At 38.8% G+C, this 15,817-nt stretch carries 11 protein-coding genes and 1 pseudogene; all 12 read left to right on the top strand.

Annotated elements, in window-relative coordinates; all coding sequences use genetic code 11:
* Positions 1-137: 137 nt before the first annotated feature.
* Positions 138-440, top strand: a complete 303-nt coding sequence (locus tag ACFINC_RS06820; protein ID WP_375616682.1) for a type IV secretion system protein VirB7 — start codon at positions 138-140, stop codon at positions 438-440.
* Positions 394-1,098, top strand: a complete 705-nt coding sequence (locus ACFINC_RS06815) for a virB8 family protein (RefSeq protein WP_375616681.1) — start codon at positions 394-396, stop codon at positions 1,096-1,098. Before ACFINC_RS06820 ends, ACFINC_RS06815 begins: the two co-directional genes overlap by 47 nt.
* Entirely contained in the window at positions 1,095-1,961 is an 867-nt protein-coding gene (gene virB9, locus ACFINC_RS06810; RefSeq protein WP_375609219.1) for a P-type conjugative transfer protein VirB9, read from the top strand. Before ACFINC_RS06815 ends, virB9 begins: the two co-directional genes overlap by 4 nt.
* Entirely contained in the window at positions 1,954-3,114 is a 1,161-nt protein-coding gene (gene virB10 / locus ACFINC_RS06805) for a type IV secretion system protein VirB10 (RefSeq protein WP_375616680.1), read from the top strand. The genes virB9 and virB10 overlap by 8 nt, the downstream gene beginning before the upstream one ends.
* Positions 3,111-4,181, top strand: coding sequence for a P-type DNA transfer ATPase VirB11 (gene virB11, locus ACFINC_RS06800; protein WP_375616679.1), 1,071 nt, complete (start codon positions 3,111-3,113; stop codon positions 4,179-4,181). The genes virB10 and virB11 overlap by 4 nt, the downstream gene beginning before the upstream one ends.
* A 65-nt stretch (positions 4,182-4,246) precedes the next feature.
* A complete protein-coding gene (locus tag ACFINC_RS06795) occupies positions 4,247-4,462 on the top strand; it encodes an antitoxin VbhA family protein (RefSeq protein WP_375616678.1) in 216 nt (71 codons plus the stop codon).
* 10 nt (positions 4,463-4,472) lie between these two features.
* Positions 4,473-6,107: a BID domain-containing T4SS effector gene (locus ACFINC_RS06790; protein ID WP_375616677.1), complete on the top strand. Its 1,635-nt coding sequence runs from the start codon at positions 4,473-4,475 to the stop codon at positions 6,105-6,107.
* Between the two features lie 157 nt (positions 6,108-6,264).
* Positions 6,265-8,184, top strand: a complete 1,920-nt coding sequence (traG, locus tag ACFINC_RS06785) for a Ti-type conjugative transfer system protein TraG (protein WP_375616676.1) — start codon at positions 6,265-6,267, stop codon at positions 8,182-8,184.
* A 516-nt stretch (positions 8,185-8,700) separates the two neighbouring features.
* On the top strand, positions 8,701-10,329 hold the full coding sequence (locus tag ACFINC_RS06780; protein WP_375616675.1) for a BID domain-containing T4SS effector: 1,629 nt from the start codon (positions 8,701-8,703) through the stop codon (positions 10,327-10,329).
* Positions 10,330-10,577: 248 nt separating this feature from the next.
* Positions 10,578-10,760: pseudogene (locus ACFINC_RS06775) on the top strand (type IV secretory system conjugative DNA transfer family protein); the annotation flags it as partial.
* A gap of 1,609 nt (positions 10,761-12,369) precedes the next feature.
* Positions 12,370-13,968 carry a BID domain-containing T4SS effector gene (locus ACFINC_RS06770; protein ID WP_375616674.1) on the top strand — a complete coding sequence of 533 codons (1,599 nt, stop codon included), beginning with the start codon at positions 12,370-12,372 and terminating at the stop codon, positions 13,966-13,968.
* 306 nt (positions 13,969-14,274) lie between these two features.
* Entirely contained in the window at positions 14,275-15,744 is a 1,470-nt protein-coding gene (locus ACFINC_RS06765) for a BID domain-containing T4SS effector (protein WP_375616673.1), read from the top strand.
* Positions 15,745-15,817 lie beyond the last annotated feature (73 nt).

Genomic DNA, 15,817 nt, shown 5'->3' with positions numbered 1-15,817 from the left:
ATCCTGTTCCAGATAAGTCCTAACATCTTGGGTCTTACAACAAAACCAATCAAAGTCTTGCATCACATAGACTTGTAAAAGTGTCCAGAATAAAGGCTCTCATGCATTGTATTCTAAGATATTTGTGAGTTCAAAAAATGAAACGAAAAATAACTTTTGTTATGGTCCTAACAATCGCTCTTACTGGTTGCGCCTCTTTGAGTGGACCCAAAAAACCACCACGCTGTAATGGCAAACATACACGTGCTTTAAATAAAGATAAGTGGAATTGGGACAATAAAAACGTTGTCCATCCAGAAAAGAGCGTAAAGCCTGTTACCACTCCCATCATTCTCAATACTTTGGAAAGTGAAAAAGCAACAGCCAATTCAGCTTTATTAAAGCCAATTATTCATGAAGCACAATCTGATAAAATTGTGGAGGTTACGCGTGAAAAGTGATGCCCTTGAAGAATATATAAAAGAAGCGCGTTCATTTGACATTGACCGCATGCATAGCATGCGCGTGCGAATGAAAATTTCCATGGCTTTAACAGTACTTTTGGGATTGATGACGATTGCGCTAGCTTTAGCTGTCGCAGCTTTGACGCCTTTGAAAACAGTAGAGCCTTTTGTTATCCGCGTTGATAACTCAACAGGCATTATTGATACTGTAAGTGCCCTCAAAGAATCCCCTAACGACTATGATGAAGCGATAACGCGTTATTTTGCCAGCCAATATGTTCGTGCCCGTGAAGGTTTTCAAGCATCAGAAGCAGAAAATAATTTTCGCTTAGTTTCTCTTTTATCTTCTCCCAAAGAACAAAACCGTTTTGCAAAATGGTACGCGGGCAATAATCCAGAAAGTCCGCAAAATATTTATCATAACATGATTGCTACCGTCACAATCAAATCAATCTCTTTTATAAGCAAAGATCTTATCCAAGTTCGTTATTATAAAACGATCAGAGACTTTAATGAAAAAGAAAGTATTTCCCATTGGATTTCAATCTTAAATTTTTCCTACGTAAACGCACACATTTCAACGTCTGATCGTCTTATCAACCCTCTTGGTTTTCAAGTATCGGAATATAGATCTGATCCAGAGGTGATAAAATGATCAGACTTTTACAAACAATCTCTTTAATTTTTACGATCACTCTCAGCTTTCACACAGTCCTCTCATTTGCGGAAACAGCGCCTATTAGCGCACGTAAAGATAACCGCATCAGATTTGTCAATTATGACCCCTACAACGTCGTACAAATTATTGGCTCCATTCGCTCTTCGGTTCAATTAGAATTTGCCGTTGATGAAGAAGTAACTTATGTAGGAATTGGAAATTCAGTTGCTTGGCAAGTTGCACCAGCTGGACACTTTGTTTTTCTCAAACCACGTGAAGTCCAGCCTGTAACCAATTTACAAATTGTCACAAGCCGCCAAGATGGAACACAACGCTCTTATCAATTCGAGCTACAAGTCCGTGAAGGCGATGTTTCAGCCGGCAATGAGACGTATTTCTTGGTAAAGTTTCGTTATCCAGAAGATGAAGCCTTACGTAAGAAATTAGCCGAAGCAGAAAAAGAAAAACAACGTGAAGAAAACTTTGTCAATGATATTTTAAATATCCATGAAGATTTTGGACCACGCAATTGGGCTTATGAAGCCCAAGGCTCTCCCCTCATTGAACCTGCTTCTGTCTATGATAATGGGAAAACAACAACCTTTACCTTTTTAGGCAACATTGAAATCCCTGCCATTTACATTGTATCGCCTGATGGGCAAGAGGCCCTTATTCCCAAATCGATTAAAGGCAACAAGGTTATTGTCCATGCAACATCTGCACAATTCACACTACGGCGTGGGAACGAAGTATTGTGCATTTTTAATAAAAGGTTCGTACCAGAAGGAATTAACCCTGAAACGGGTACGACATCACCATCTGTACAACGTAAAGTGAACATAGGAAGCAGCCATGAATAACACCGTGGATGAAAAAAACATTAATGATCGCGATACAATAAAAAATGCTCAGGGAAAAAGCCAACAGAGCAATGTAGGGAAAGCAGTCGCTCTTGTTATTCTTTTTAGTGTCTGTCTTTATTTAGCCTATTCAACACTTGTCACAGAGAAAAAACAACCGGTTGAATCTTCAAAAGAAGAAAAAGTTATCAAACAAACAGAACTTTTCCACCCTGCAAAGCCTACCCCTACCCCCCTTGAACAATCTCAACGAAAGAACGCTCTGTTGCCACAAATCGAGCTACCAACACCAACCATCAATCAATCAAATTCTAATGATCCACTGTTGGAAGCAGCACAACGTGCTCCTGTATTAGCTTATGCGCATACACAACAAAGCAAAATAGATTCACAAACAAATAATGGCGCTTTGCCTCACCAACTTGAAAGCAAACCTGATGAAACGACACAACGTTTTAATCATCTTCTCAAACCCACAGTGCTTGAAGGTATTCGCGCTTCAGCTCTTGGCAATCGAAATTATATCATCACGATGGGAACTTCTGTCCCTTGTATCTTAGAAACAGCCATCAACAGTGATCAACAAGGTTTTGCCAGTTGTATCGTCTCCAGAGATATCTTATCAGACAATGGTCGTGTTGTTCTTCTTGATAAAGGCACTCAAATTGTTGGTGAATATCGCGCTGGCTTGAAAAAAGGCCAAACACGTCTCTTTGTGCTATGGAATAGAGCAAAAACCCCTAATGGTATCATTATATCCTTAGCTTCACCTGCAACAGATGCTTTAGGGCGTTCTGGTATGGATGGAGACATTGATAATCATTGGTTGGAGCGGATTGGATCTGCACTTCTTGTATCACTGATAAAAGATGCAACAAGCTATACCAATAAACGTTTATCAAAAAAACAAGAAAAAGAAGAAACTGAAACAATCTCTTCAGGACAAAATATTGCAAATATTGTCGTCGAAAATTACGCCAATATTCCTCCGACATTATCCAAAAACCAAGGAGAAATGGTGAATATTTTTGTTGCCCGCGATTTAGATTTTTCCAGTGTTTATAAATTGAAAGTCATCGAAAACAAAAAACAGATTATCCATCGAGCTGTTTCAAAAAACTTTTACAACAATTCTACGATACCTTTAAAATGAACCACAACTTACATACCATGAATAATGAAACTGTCACGATTGTTCTCACAAAACTTGAACCCATCAGTGCTTTTTTGAAAGATGATAGTCTTTTTGAAATTGTTATCAATCGTCCCTATCAAGTAATGACTGAAGGATTTGATGGATGGAAAACAATAGAAGTACCAGCTCTCTCTTTTAATGAGCTTATGGGTATTGCGAAAGTTGTCGCATCCTATTCCAAGCAAAACATATCGGACAAAAACCCAATATTATCTGCCACTCTACCAGGCAATGAACGCATTCAAATTGTCATTCCACCGGCTGTCGAAAAAGACACGATTAGTATGACAATTCGTAAACCATCATCGCAGAGTTTTTCTCTCGAAGAACTCGCAAATAAAGGACTCTTTTCGCTCTGTGAGCAGGTATCTTTCACGCCATTGAATAATTATCTTTCTCGTTTTAATGAACTCAAAATCATCGAGCATAACTTAGCCAATGCCTACTGTAATAAAGACTTTGTCTCCTTTTTAAATCAAGCTGTAAAATGCCAGAAAAATATTTTAATTGCGGGAAAAACCGGTTCAGGTAAAACAACATTATCAAAAGCATTAATCGCTAAAATTCCTCAAGAAGAGCGTATTATCACCATTGAAGACACACAAGAATTGGTGATACCGCATCCTAATCATGTCTCGATGCTCTATTCAAAAGATGGACAAGGCTTAGCCTCCGTTGGTCCCAAAGAATTGCTTGAATCATCTTTACGGATGCGTCCTGACCGTATTCTTTTGCAAGAACTTCGAGATGGTACAGCTTTTTATTATATCCGCAATGTCAATTCAGGCCATCCAGGTTCCATTACGACGGTTCATGCATCAACAGCCCTTGCAGCCTTTGAGCAAATGACCCTTTTGGTCAAAGAAAGTGATGGAGGGGGTGATTTAGAGCGTGATGATATTCGAGGACTGTTGATTTCAATGATTGATATCATCATCCAATGCAAACGGGTTGAAGGAAAGTTTAAGGTCACAGAAATTTATTATGACCCCTTCAAACAACGAAACATCTTTGGAGGTGACTAAAAGAAGATCACACCGGCTGCCAAATGCTCTTTTAAAGCAACGATTGCAAATAAGAGAAAAAATGCATGAAAACCAACGAAACAGAAAATAGAGAAAATCTTTTATCGATGACAGAAGAAGAATTAAAAAAACGCCGTGAAGCCGTTGAAGCAGCCATCAGCACCCATGCAATAGAGGGAATAGCGCTTCATCCTACAACACTCAAAATTTTAGAAGAATACGCAAAGGGGAATATTTCACTCGAGGAATTTAACACTCTGATGGACAACGTAACATTATAAGGAAGCAACGATGCCAAAAGCAAAAGCAAAGACAAAAAATATACAGACAGTTTCTCCCCATCATTATGTCTACCCAAATACCACAACACTCAAAAATAAATATGGAATAAAAGACTTTAAATCCTTTCTGGAGAAATGCTCGCAGGATACAGCAGAAGCGATGGTTAATCTGCGTGAAGCTCCCCTACCAGAAAAATTTGATACCTCCTATCTATGTTCTATTCATCAACATCTATTTAAAAATACCTTTGAATGGGCTGGTCATCTTCGCTATCTTCCCTTTACATTTGAAGATGGTACCACAGCCGCCATGCCCGAAATGAAAAGAACAGGATGGAAAAATCCTTTTGCACTCGGTGATGAAATCCCTGAAGGTTTACAAAAATTAGATCAAACACTTGCCGAAAAAGATAATTTGCAAGGCTTAACGCGTGAGAAATTTAACTCTGAAGCAATAAGCTTATTTAACTTCCTTCACCAACTCCATCCTTTTAGAGGAGGAAATGGACGCACACAACAGGTCTTTTTTGAAAATCTCGCCAAAGCAGCAGGGCATCAGCTTGATTTTTCACTTGTTACAAAAGAACGCATGATGCTCGCCAGTGTTGCTGTAGCAGAAAATGGTGATCTAAAACTAATGGAACATCTATTTGAGGATATCTCTAATCCCAATAAAATACTTCTTTTAAAGGAATTCATGGGCAACATGAAAGAACTTGGGCGCAATGTTAATGATCGTCCCGTTATGGTTGCAAAAGAAGGTGAAACCTACACAGGGATGTATAGAGGTGCTGGTTATGATAGCTTTGCATTCAATGTTAAAGGGGCTTATATCATCGGTAATAAAGAGCATCTCACACAAGAACAACTCAAAACATTAAAACCCGGTGACAAATTTACCTTTACAGTCCCAAAAACAAAAGAGCTTGAAAGCATTCTCATTCCACAAGAAAGATTAGCTCCTTTGACAGAAAATGAAAAAGCCGAAATGATTGCTGAAGATTCTTGCGTCCACACAAGCTTAAAACAGATCCAGAAATTGGCAAAAATTGTTTATGGTAACGAAAAAATATTAGACAAACAGATGGTAGAGATCATCAAAGATCCAAGCTTAGGCCAGCAGCTCGCCAACCAGATTGAAAGAGCACCGTACTCTATTTCTCATCTTGCAGGTTTCAGTTTATGTGGACTACAAAATCAGGCACGCGCAAACGCTAAAAATCATCTTGAGATGCTCTGTACTGCCGTTGCAAATTTTGCCCATGCAGTGAGATATGCTGGGAAGGAAATTACGCAAGAACATGCAACAGAACAGAAGCGCCGTGCAACCACAGTAGAAATGCCAAGTCAAAGCTTGCAAGACCTCTTCACCTTGCCAAAAGAATTACAGCAAGAAGCTTTAGCAAAAAATCCTGCACTACAAAAAGAGCTTACCGACTTTGTAAAAAACATCAATACCCGTCTCTCACAAAATGAACATAAAGCAGTCCAAAATAATGAGTATGAAACACTAGCTCAAAGCATTGGTGTATCAGAAAGTAAAGCTAGGCAAATTACAGAAATTATTAAGCAAACCAAAGAAGTACATCAACGAGCACAAATATGCACAATGCATCGTTTCCAAGCATTTGCTATGGCCTGCTAAGAATAGATAAAACCTTCCTTCTTCATGAGAAGAGCTCATAAACGAAAACTGTTTGGAGCGTTATCTGCACCTTTGCAAAAAAGAGAGAGTGTTAATATCACACGCCTAAAAAAGAACATTTCGCAGCATATTCTGATAGAATTGAAAGTAAAATACAATGAAATATACCAAAACACAAATGGTACTCATTTTAACCCCTATCGCTTTAGGTGCTTTAACGATATTCCTTGTCCCTCACTTTTTGTTGTTTATAACAAATGGACTAAAGAGCGATCAAATTTATTGGACTCTTCGTTCAGAACCTTTATTAGTCCTAGCACTAACGGCTACTGTTTCATTGTTTTATAGTCTCTCGCAAAAACTGCACCTGCGTAGAATAATCACTTTTGTCTCCGTTGTCTTTTTTGGAATGACTGCTCTTTACTATATTGGTGGTGAAATAAAACGCTTAAGTCCCTATGTTGGACAACAAGGAATAACGTGGAGCTACGCTCTTCAATTTATGGATCCCATGGTTGTCTTTGGCATCATCATTGGTGTTTTTTTGTCCCTCATTCAATTCATAACAACCTCTCCACCTAAAAATAGGGTCAAGCGTGCAAAAAAAGGTGTTTTTGGTGAAGCATCATGGATGAATTTAAGAGAGGCAGCAAAAATCTTTCCTGCCAATGGGCAAATTGTTGTGGGTGAAAGATACCGCGTTGATCAAGATAATGTGTGCAAAGTTCCCTTTGCACCTGGCAATAAAACAACATGGGGAAAGGGTGGAACAGCCCCTTTGCTGACCTTTAATCTTAATTTTGGTTCAACCCATATGATCTTTTTTGCTGGTTCTGGTGGCTATAAAACCACAAGTACAGTAGTTCCCACGTGTTTAACCTATCCAGGGTCTGTTATTTGTCTTGATCCTTCAACAGAAGTTGCCCCAATGGTCAAATTTGCGCGTCAAAAAATGGGAAATAGAAATGTTATTGTTCTCGATCCCAATTCATTGTTAACAAAAAATTTTAATGTTATCGACTGGCTTTTAGATGATAGTGTACCACGCACACAACGTGAAGCAAATATTGTTAGCTTTTCCAAATTGCTTCTCACAGATAAAAAATCAGACAATTCTTCAGCGGAATATTTCTCGACACAAGCCCATAATCTTTTAACCGCTCTTCTTGCCCATGTCATATTTTCTGACGAATATGAAGACAGCGAGCGCAATTTAAAAACATTGCGTGGAATTCTCTCTCAATCAGAAACAGCTGTTGTTAATCAATTGCGCATGATTCAAGAAACAACACCTTCTCCTTTTATTCGTGAAATGGTGGGTATTTTTACAGAAATGGCAGAGCAAACCTTTTCAGGAGTCTATACAACCGCCTCAAAAGACACCCAATGGCTTTCTTTATCCAATTATGCAGATCTTGTTTGCGGAGATGATTTTTTTTCCTCAGATATTGCCAATGGCAATACAGATGTTTTTCTCAATCTCCCCGCAAGCATTTTAAACAGTTATCCAGCTATTGGACGTGTGATTATTGGCGCCTTTCTCAATGCCATGGTTACAGCAGACGGTAACTATAAAAAGCGTGTTTTATTCGTCTTAGATGAAGTTGATCTTCTAGGCTATATGAATATTTTAGAAGAAGCCCGCGATCGTGGACGTAAATACGGCACATCCTTAATGCTCTTTTATCAATCCACGGGTCAGTTGGTCAATCACTTTGGCGAAGCAGGAGCACGTTCATGGTTTGAAAGCTGCTCCTTTGTCAGTTATGCGGCCATTAAAGACCTTCAAACAGCTAAAGACATTTCAGAACGCTGTGGTCAAATGACCGTTGAAGTCACCGGAACGAGCAAATCAAGAGGTTTATCTTTAGGAAAAAGTTCTTACAACATCAATTACCAACAAAGAGCTCTCATTTTACCCCATGAGGTAATTCAAGAAATGCGTCAAGATGAACAAATTATTCTTATGCAAGGACAACCCCCTTTGCGATGTGGACGCGCCATCTATTTCAGAAGAAAAGAAATGTTAGCCGCAGCTGCAAAAAACCGTTTTGCCCCAAAAGCACAGAAAAACTAAAAATCACCCTCTAATGGAGGCCATGCATCAAAACAAAAACATCAAAGGATAAAAGCAGAGATTCTATCTCATAAAAGCCTATAAAGAAGGGATTCCCGCTTGATACAACAAGAAAAATATGGGGAAAAGTCTTTGAATGATGGTATTATGCCTGTGCTTACCAATGCCAATTTTCTTTATAAAGCACTCTCCTCATCTCCAAATAATAAATACCAATCATATCTATGCCTTGAGAATCCTATCAAGAAACTTTTGAAGGCACCGCTTTTATAGGGAAATTTTTCTACAAAAAAATTAAAAGACAATATGCATGAAAACAACCCAAATGAACCATTCTCTCTCAGTAAAAGAAAAAAGTGCCAAGATAAAGATTGATACACTCAAAAACACCTACGAATTTGAGGGGGTTTTTCCTCACCCAAGTCTCAACATCTCAAAACAATATGCGTGGGGGATTTTCAAACAAAAAGTTTAACACACTCTCATAGACAATGTAACATTATAAGGAATGTAACAATGCCAAAAGCAAAAGAAAAAACAAAAGGAATTCCCTCACCCCATAATTATATCTATCTTGGTACCCAAATTCTCAAAAATAGATATGGAGAAACAGATTTAAAACGCTTTCTGGAAAAATGCTCACATGATAGGCAAAAAGCCATGATCAATCTGCGTGCAGAACCCCTGCCAGAATATTTTAATTCAACTTATCTATGCCATATCCACCAACAATTGTTTAAAAATACCTTTGTATGGGCTGGACATCTGCGCCATATCCCCTTCGCATTTACAGACGATAGCATTGCCGCCATGCCAGAAATGAAAAGAATGGAATGGGGCAATAATTTTGCAACCGGTGAAGAAATCCCTGAACTCTTACAAAAATTAGATCAAACGCTTGCCGAAAAAGACAATTTGCAAGGCTTAACACGCGAAGAATTTGTCAAGGAAGCAACGAGTCTATTTTATTCTCTTCACAAAATCCACCCATTCATAGATGGCAATGAGCACACAGAACAAGTCTTTTTTGAAAATCTTGCCAAAGCGGCAGGACATCAGCTTGACTTTTCGCTTGTCACACAAAAACGTATGATGGCTGCCTGTAGCGAAGCAATGCAATATAGCAATACACAACTGTTGAAAGATCTTTTTGAGGATATCTCCAATCCCCCCAAAATACGTCTTTTAAAAGAATTTATGGACCATATAAACAATACGGGACGCAAGGTGGATGATCGCCTTGTTATAGCAACAAAGGCAGGAGAAACCTATATAGGAACTTATAAAGGTTGTTATTCAGAAGGTTTTATACTCGATGTGCAAGGAACTTACATCATTGGTAGCAAAGATGATCTCACACCAGAACGATTAAAAACACTAAAACCTGGTGATATCATTACCTTTACCGCCCCCAACAGCAAAGAGCTTGAAAACACGCTTATTCCAAAAGAAACATTAGCGCCTCTCACAAAAAGTGAATGTGCCAAAACAGTTGCGCTAGATAGTTACGTTCTCAAAGCTCAAAAGCAAGTCCGAGCTTACGCAAAAACTGTTTATGGTGACGCAAACGTATTAAACGAACAGATAGAAGAGATTATTAAAAATCCAGAATTAGGCAGACAGTTTGCTAATCAGATTAAACAGGCACCGCACTCTGTTTCTCCTCTTGCAGGTTTTAGTATATGCGGTCTACAAAATCCGGCACGTGTACACGCTCGAAATTATCTTGATGTGCTCTCTCTTGCAATTGAGAATTATGTGTATACTGTAGAAGCTACCTATAATATAGTCACTCGAGACCATAAACTTAAACAAGAACGCCTTGGAAAAGCGGTAGAGAATCCCAGTCAAAACTTGCAAAATATTTTTGCTTTATCACCGGAAAAACAAAGAGAAATCTTGTCTCAATCTCCTCAATTACACCAAGAGCTCCGTACTTTTATAAACAGTTTAGAACATCGTCTCTCATCAAACGAATGTAGTGCGATCACAAACAAAGATTATGAAACACTTGCACAAAGTATTGGTATATCAGAACAGAAAGCACGAGAAATTACCGACATTGTTCAAAAAGCAAGGAACGCTCATAGCCAATTCTACACACGCACACAAAATCGTTCAAATACCCTTGCTATGACCAACTAAAAAATATGAAACTTTGTTTTTTTGATTTAAACACCTATGTGGAAGAGATATTTTAATATTCTTATCATACATGCAAAAAATAGACTACTTAAGCGCCCTACCACCAATTTTGCACATAGCATATACACCATATCCAAAGCAATTGGACAGGATAATTGTTAATTCCTTTTAAATGTCATGATTACTACTGACGAAAGCTGCAAAAGCCTATTTTATTTGTCTTAGATGGAGTCGATTTTCGTGGTTATATGAATATTTTAAAAAGAGCACTCATTTTACCCCACGAAGTTATTCGAGAAATGCGTCAAGATGAACAAATTATTCTGATGCAAGGCTCCCCTTCGCGATGTGGTCGCGCCATCTATTTCAGAAGAAAAGAAATGTTAGCCGCTGCTACAAAAAACCGTTTTGCCCCACAAAAGAAAAACTAACCTCCATGATGAGATATTGATGAAAAATAACAACAAAAAGGTATACATCCCTGTTTTTTTAAGCCTGTGAACGAAACAACTCCGTTCACATATAAGAAAAACAGGATCAAAAAATCCATGATTTTTTCTTTTGTATTTTGTGCATCATTTACCAGCAACCATGATTTTTAAGAAATCTCTATAAAAAACGTCCATACACCCAACCAATAGCGACACCAATATCCCCCAAAAAGGAACACATTCCTACAAAGGATTTTCATATATAATTTAGAAAATACATTGATTCATAATGATAATTTATATTTTCATGTTGAATGAGAGACCAAATAGCGTAAGATTTTCTCATTTCAAATCTGCTCCACGTTAACTCAATCACAACCCTATTACTTCGCATGTCACAAACGGGGCCCCCAAGTGAAGTGGAACTGTACAAGAAAGGCATGCCTTTTCATAAATCGCCTCAATACCCAAGGGGTGGTCCGCAATATTTTAGCGCTGGCATAAAGTGTGTGATGGTACCAGCTTCTTTATGAAGCGTAAAAATGGGAGCGCTCAATAGATTTTATACGCTTTATGGGGACTTTACCCCATCGCCAAATGGGTGTGTTAAAAGATGTATCTTTAAAATAATCCTGTAAAGATGCAACACAATGGTGTTCTTATTTTACGTAAAAAAACGTGCCTCCATTAAAGAATATAATAAACAAAAGATTTGCCTTTGAAACAAGCAACTCTCAAAATCCCCACACGATAAACATTGGTTCCCCCCAAAAAAACATCCAAGATATACACTAAAATGAATAAAACATTCTTAGACAAAGTTTTTCCCCTTTACGATGCCATCATGTGTTCTATCTTAACAACCAAGCGCTGAAAAAACACCTTTTTTCCTAGCCAAAAGAAAGTTTTTTTTCCTCTTATGGATCTTAAAGCAGCGCGACACAATTAAAAGCAACAACACAAAGTAAAAAACATTTTGTTGTAAACCTACACAGACAAGATGTCCACACACACCAGTAAGAAAAACATAATGGAGAAAAATTCTTGATAACTGCTTTTATCTATAGACTTCCTAACCTAAACACTATGTATGAAAAGTCCCCAAACCATCCAATAACCAAGAGCAATCTTCTCCGTCACATCCACGTCCTTCATCAAAGTGCTCTTGCAAACAACTTTGCTAAAGGCAAAACAGCGAAAATATTAAGCAACATTTTTCTTTTTGACCTCTTCCCCTCCACCTCAAAGGATAAAGATTTCACCCAAAATTGATTTATAAAAAATCTATCTTTTGCCCCCTCATAGGTTTCATATCACCGTCTTAAATATCGATATTTTACAGCACAACAGAATAATAAATAAAAGGAAACATCATAGAAGCTAAAATAAATAAAAAAGAATAGGCATGAAAACAATCGCCATAGAACATTATGTATCTATCAAACCAAAAGCCTCTCAAAAGAGTTGATACAACTATCCGCACACTTGAGGGAAAAGTGTTCCCTCTCATAACACCCAAAATCTCAAAAGAATATGCGAAGGGGAATTTTTCACATACAGCGTTTAAGGCGCTTATCAACCACGACCTTACCTACTTAGGAGAGATTACATGTTAGAGCAAAATTATCTATATAAAGGAACCAAAACACTCAAAAATAAATATGGCATCAAAGACCCTAAAAAACTGTATGAACGCAGTACCCATGACATCGCTAAAGAAGCCGTCAATTTTCGTCATGAACCGCTCCCACAAAAATTTGATTTCACTTATTTAAAATTAATCCATTGGAGCCTCTTCCACGAAACTTTTGAATGGGCGGGCCACACCCGCGATACATTTTTTACATTTGAAGATGGCACCACTGCCCATATGCCGGCGATGCGTCCCAAAGGTTATGAAGCTCCTTTTGCTATCGGTCCACAGATTAAAAAAGAACTCACACAACTCGAAAAAACACTTAATGAGAAGAACAATTTAAAAGGTTTATCGCGTCAAGAATTTGCTGAAAATGCCGCTGAAGTTTTTATGGCGCTCGAGCACGCGCATCCTTTCAGAAAAGGCAATGGACGTGTCAATAGAATGTTTATGGAAAAACTTGGACAAGCAGCAGGACATACCATTGACTTTTCTTTCATCACAAAGGGACGCATGACAACAGCTTGTATTGAAGCTATGCAATATGGCAATTCCCAACCGATGAAAGATCTTTTTGAAGATATCACCCATCCACAAAAAGCCCTTGTTTTAAAAGAATTCATCTCCCAGATGAGAGAAGCTGGACTGGATGAAATTAACAATCGTATTGTCGTTGCTGCAAAAGAAGGGATTCCCTATGAAGGCGTCTTTAGAGGTTTTTCAGCAGAAGGTTTTGTCATGGAAGTAGAGGGAGCTTTCGTCGTCGGACACAAAGATGATCTTCCCCCAGAACAAGTCAAAACATTACAAAACGGCGCTCGCCTCTGCTTTCAAAAAACCAACATTCAAAACTTAAAAGAAATACTGATCCCAAAAGAAACATTAGCCCCTCTTACCCATGAAGAGTTATTTAAAAGGATTTCAAATGACGCTTATGTTGAAGGAAGCCGAAAAGAAATCGAAAATTTATCAAAGCTCGTTTATGGTAAAACCCACGCCTTAAATACAAAAATGGATATCTTAACGGCTAATCCAAGCTTAGGAAATCAGTTTGCTGATGAAGTTTTACAAAACCCTCAATCAATTTCTAAACTTGCAGGGGGTAAAATACTTGGTATGAAAAATTCAAATCGCAGACAAGCCGAACAAGCTGTTCCACAACTCAGCCAAGCCCTTAAAAATTATGGCGCAATAACACAACAAACAAAAGAAGAAATTTTAGAGCAACATCAAAGAGAACAAAATCGCCTGAGCCACACCGTCGAAAAACCTGGAAAAAATTTACAAAACCTTTTTGCCTTACCAGAAGAACAACAAAGGGAAGCTTTATTGCATTCTCGTTCACTGCGACAAGAACTCCATACCTTTTCACGCCAACTACACAATCGTCTATCCTCAGAAGATCGTAAAGCTATACACGAAAAAGATCATACAAGACTGGCGTGCCTCCTTGGTACATCGGAAAGCAAAGCAAAAGAAATTGCCCACACTGTAAAGAACACCCAAGAAGCACAATGTCAAGCCCGCAGCTTGAAAGTTAGTCGTTCCTCATCGCTTGCTCTTACTGGATAAAAACGCGTGAACTTTTGCCTTCCAACAGAACTCTTTAAGCTAATCATTTTATCTCCATTGCGTCTACCAATTGTTTTAGAATATTACAAAAAATAGTCCTAAAAATAGATCCGGTAATTTACTATAACTTACTGATAAAATTTCATAAAAAAACTGTATAAAAGACATAAATGTCCATTAGGCTGGTTGTGAATAGCGCAGATCTTTGGAGATCATTCAATTTGATATCTTACTTGTGTCTTGAAGTTATCAAAAAGTGGGAAATGCGCCAAAGAGGTTTTCTAAAAATATTGAAAGGAAACAGCCATGAAAAAAAGTCACCCACAACCAGCTCCCCAGAACCCAGCCCCCCAGAAACGAGAAGCTCTCTACGCAAATCTCAGTGGAAGCGGAAATGGTTCACAAGGGCCCTTACAACAAGAAGCATCTCCTTACAACAAACCGAGAGGGAAAACAAATGAGCAAAAAAATTCCCCCTACAATACACAAAAAGAAAGTGCATATGAGACGCCCTCTTCTCCACAACCACTAGGAACTATCTATGCTCCCCAATACCCATTAGGAGCTACCCGTGCAGCGGTTGGTAGGGGTCCGCGTGATCCTTCTCCAGAAAACCCCTCAAATCCCTATGCAGTCGTTAATCTAGCGTCGGGTGAAACAGAGTTCCAAGAACGAATAAACTCCCTCTACAACTCACCAAGCGGAAGCTCTCAGGATGTGCGATTTTCCCAAGAACCAGAACATCTCTATGCAGAGCCTGATTTTAGCGAAAATAGTGGACGCTCTCCCCATAAACCTCTAGAATCTGTCTATGCAAAACTTGGCATGGGCGCTGAAGGCGGGCAAGAACCTCAAAAACCAGAACATCTCTATGCAGAACCTGATTTTAGCGAAAATAGTGGACGCTCTCCCCATAAACCTCTAGAATCTGTCTATGCAAAACTTGGCATGGGCGCTGAAGGCGGGCAAGAACCTCAAGAACCAGAACATCTCTATGCAGAACCTGATTTTAGCGAAAATGGTGGGCGCTCTCCCCATAAACCTCTAGAATCTGTCGATGCAAAACTTGGCATGGAGACTGAAGGCGGGCAAGAACCTCAAGAACCAGAACATCTCTATGCAGAACCTGATTTTAGCGAAAATGGTGGGCGCTCTCCCCATAAACCTCTAGAATCTGTCGATGCAAAACTTGGCATGGAGACTGAAGGCGGGCAAGAATCCCAACAACGAGAAAATCCCACCTACCAAGGCGTTGGAAGAGCAGCAACACCTCCTCCAAGAACCTCAAAAGATGTGATTACAACAAAGCTTTTACAAAGCAGAGAATTTCAATATGGTGTAAGAGAAACCCAAGAATGGTGCGCTGTTGTTTATGGTAACCCACATGCCTTGAATAAACAATTTGCTCAGATTCTTGAAGATCCCCCAAATGCAGAAAAAGTCTTATGGGACCTTTTAGAACATCCTGAAAGCCCTGCTAAACTCGCTGGTCGGCAAGTGCTTGGCGTAAAAAGCTCCGATCGCAAAGCAGCTGAAGATGGTTTTTCTCCCCTTTGCTCAGCTCTTGAAAGACATATTTATAACGCACAAAAGCTCCATAAACAGTTTACACGTGAACAGGAAAGAGATCAAAGACAAGAAAGTCCAGAAAGAGACGCAGGACACAAACGTCATCACCATCATCGTCGTCACGCAAGAGGACAAAACCGGGAGAGTCCAGAACACAGCCCTCAACGACAAAAACATGGAGAAAAAGGATTTTCTTATGCCATGTAAGGAGGCATAAACATAAAAACAGATAGTTTTTGTTTTTCACGTAATCTCTTTTTCAGAGAGTTTCTTGGTGTAA

Origin of the sequence: Bartonella sp. AP58NXGY, assembly GCF_042195785.1 — a bacterium.
Taxonomy (GTDB): Bacteria; Pseudomonadota; Alphaproteobacteria; order Rhizobiales; family Rhizobiaceae; genus Bartonella.
Note: the sequence above shows the minus strand (reverse complement) of the source record. Positions and strands in the feature narration are given on the sequence as shown.

What these genes read in the sequence shown, in the direction of transcription:
- ACFINC_RS06815 (WP_375616681.1), top strand. Translation starts at nt 394, where the DNA reads ATGAAGCACAATCTGATAAAATTGTGGAGGTTACGCGTGAAAAGTGAT.
- traG (WP_375616676.1), top strand. Translation starts at nt 6,265, where the DNA reads ATGAAATATACCAAAACACAAATGGTACTCATTTTAACCCCTATCGCT.
- ACFINC_RS06820 (WP_375616682.1), top strand. Translation starts at nt 138, where the DNA reads ATGAAACGAAAAATAACTTTTGTTATGGTCCTAACAATCGCTCTTACT.
- ACFINC_RS06770 (WP_375616674.1), top strand. Translation starts at nt 12,370, where the DNA reads ATGTTAGAGCAAAATTATCTATATAAAGGAACCAAAACACTCAAAAAT.
- ACFINC_RS06795 (WP_375616678.1), top strand. Translation starts at nt 4,247, where the DNA reads ATGAAAACCAACGAAACAGAAAATAGAGAAAATCTTTTATCGATGACA.
- ACFINC_RS06790 (WP_375616677.1), top strand. Translation starts at nt 4,473, where the DNA reads ATGCCAAAAGCAAAAGCAAAGACAAAAAATATACAGACAGTTTCTCCC.
- virB10 (WP_375616680.1), top strand. Translation starts at nt 1,954, where the DNA reads ATGAATAACACCGTGGATGAAAAAAACATTAATGATCGCGATACAATA.
- ACFINC_RS06780 (WP_375616675.1), top strand. Translation starts at nt 8,701, where the DNA reads ATGCCAAAAGCAAAAGAAAAAACAAAAGGAATTCCCTCACCCCATAAT.
- virB9 (WP_375609219.1), top strand. Translation starts at nt 1,095, where the DNA reads ATGATCAGACTTTTACAAACAATCTCTTTAATTTTTACGATCACTCTC.
- ACFINC_RS06765 (WP_375616673.1), top strand. Translation starts at nt 14,275, where the DNA reads ATGAAAAAAAGTCACCCACAACCAGCTCCCCAGAACCCAGCCCCCCAG.
- virB11 (WP_375616679.1), top strand. Translation starts at nt 3,111, where the DNA reads ATGAACCACAACTTACATACCATGAATAATGAAACTGTCACGATTGTT.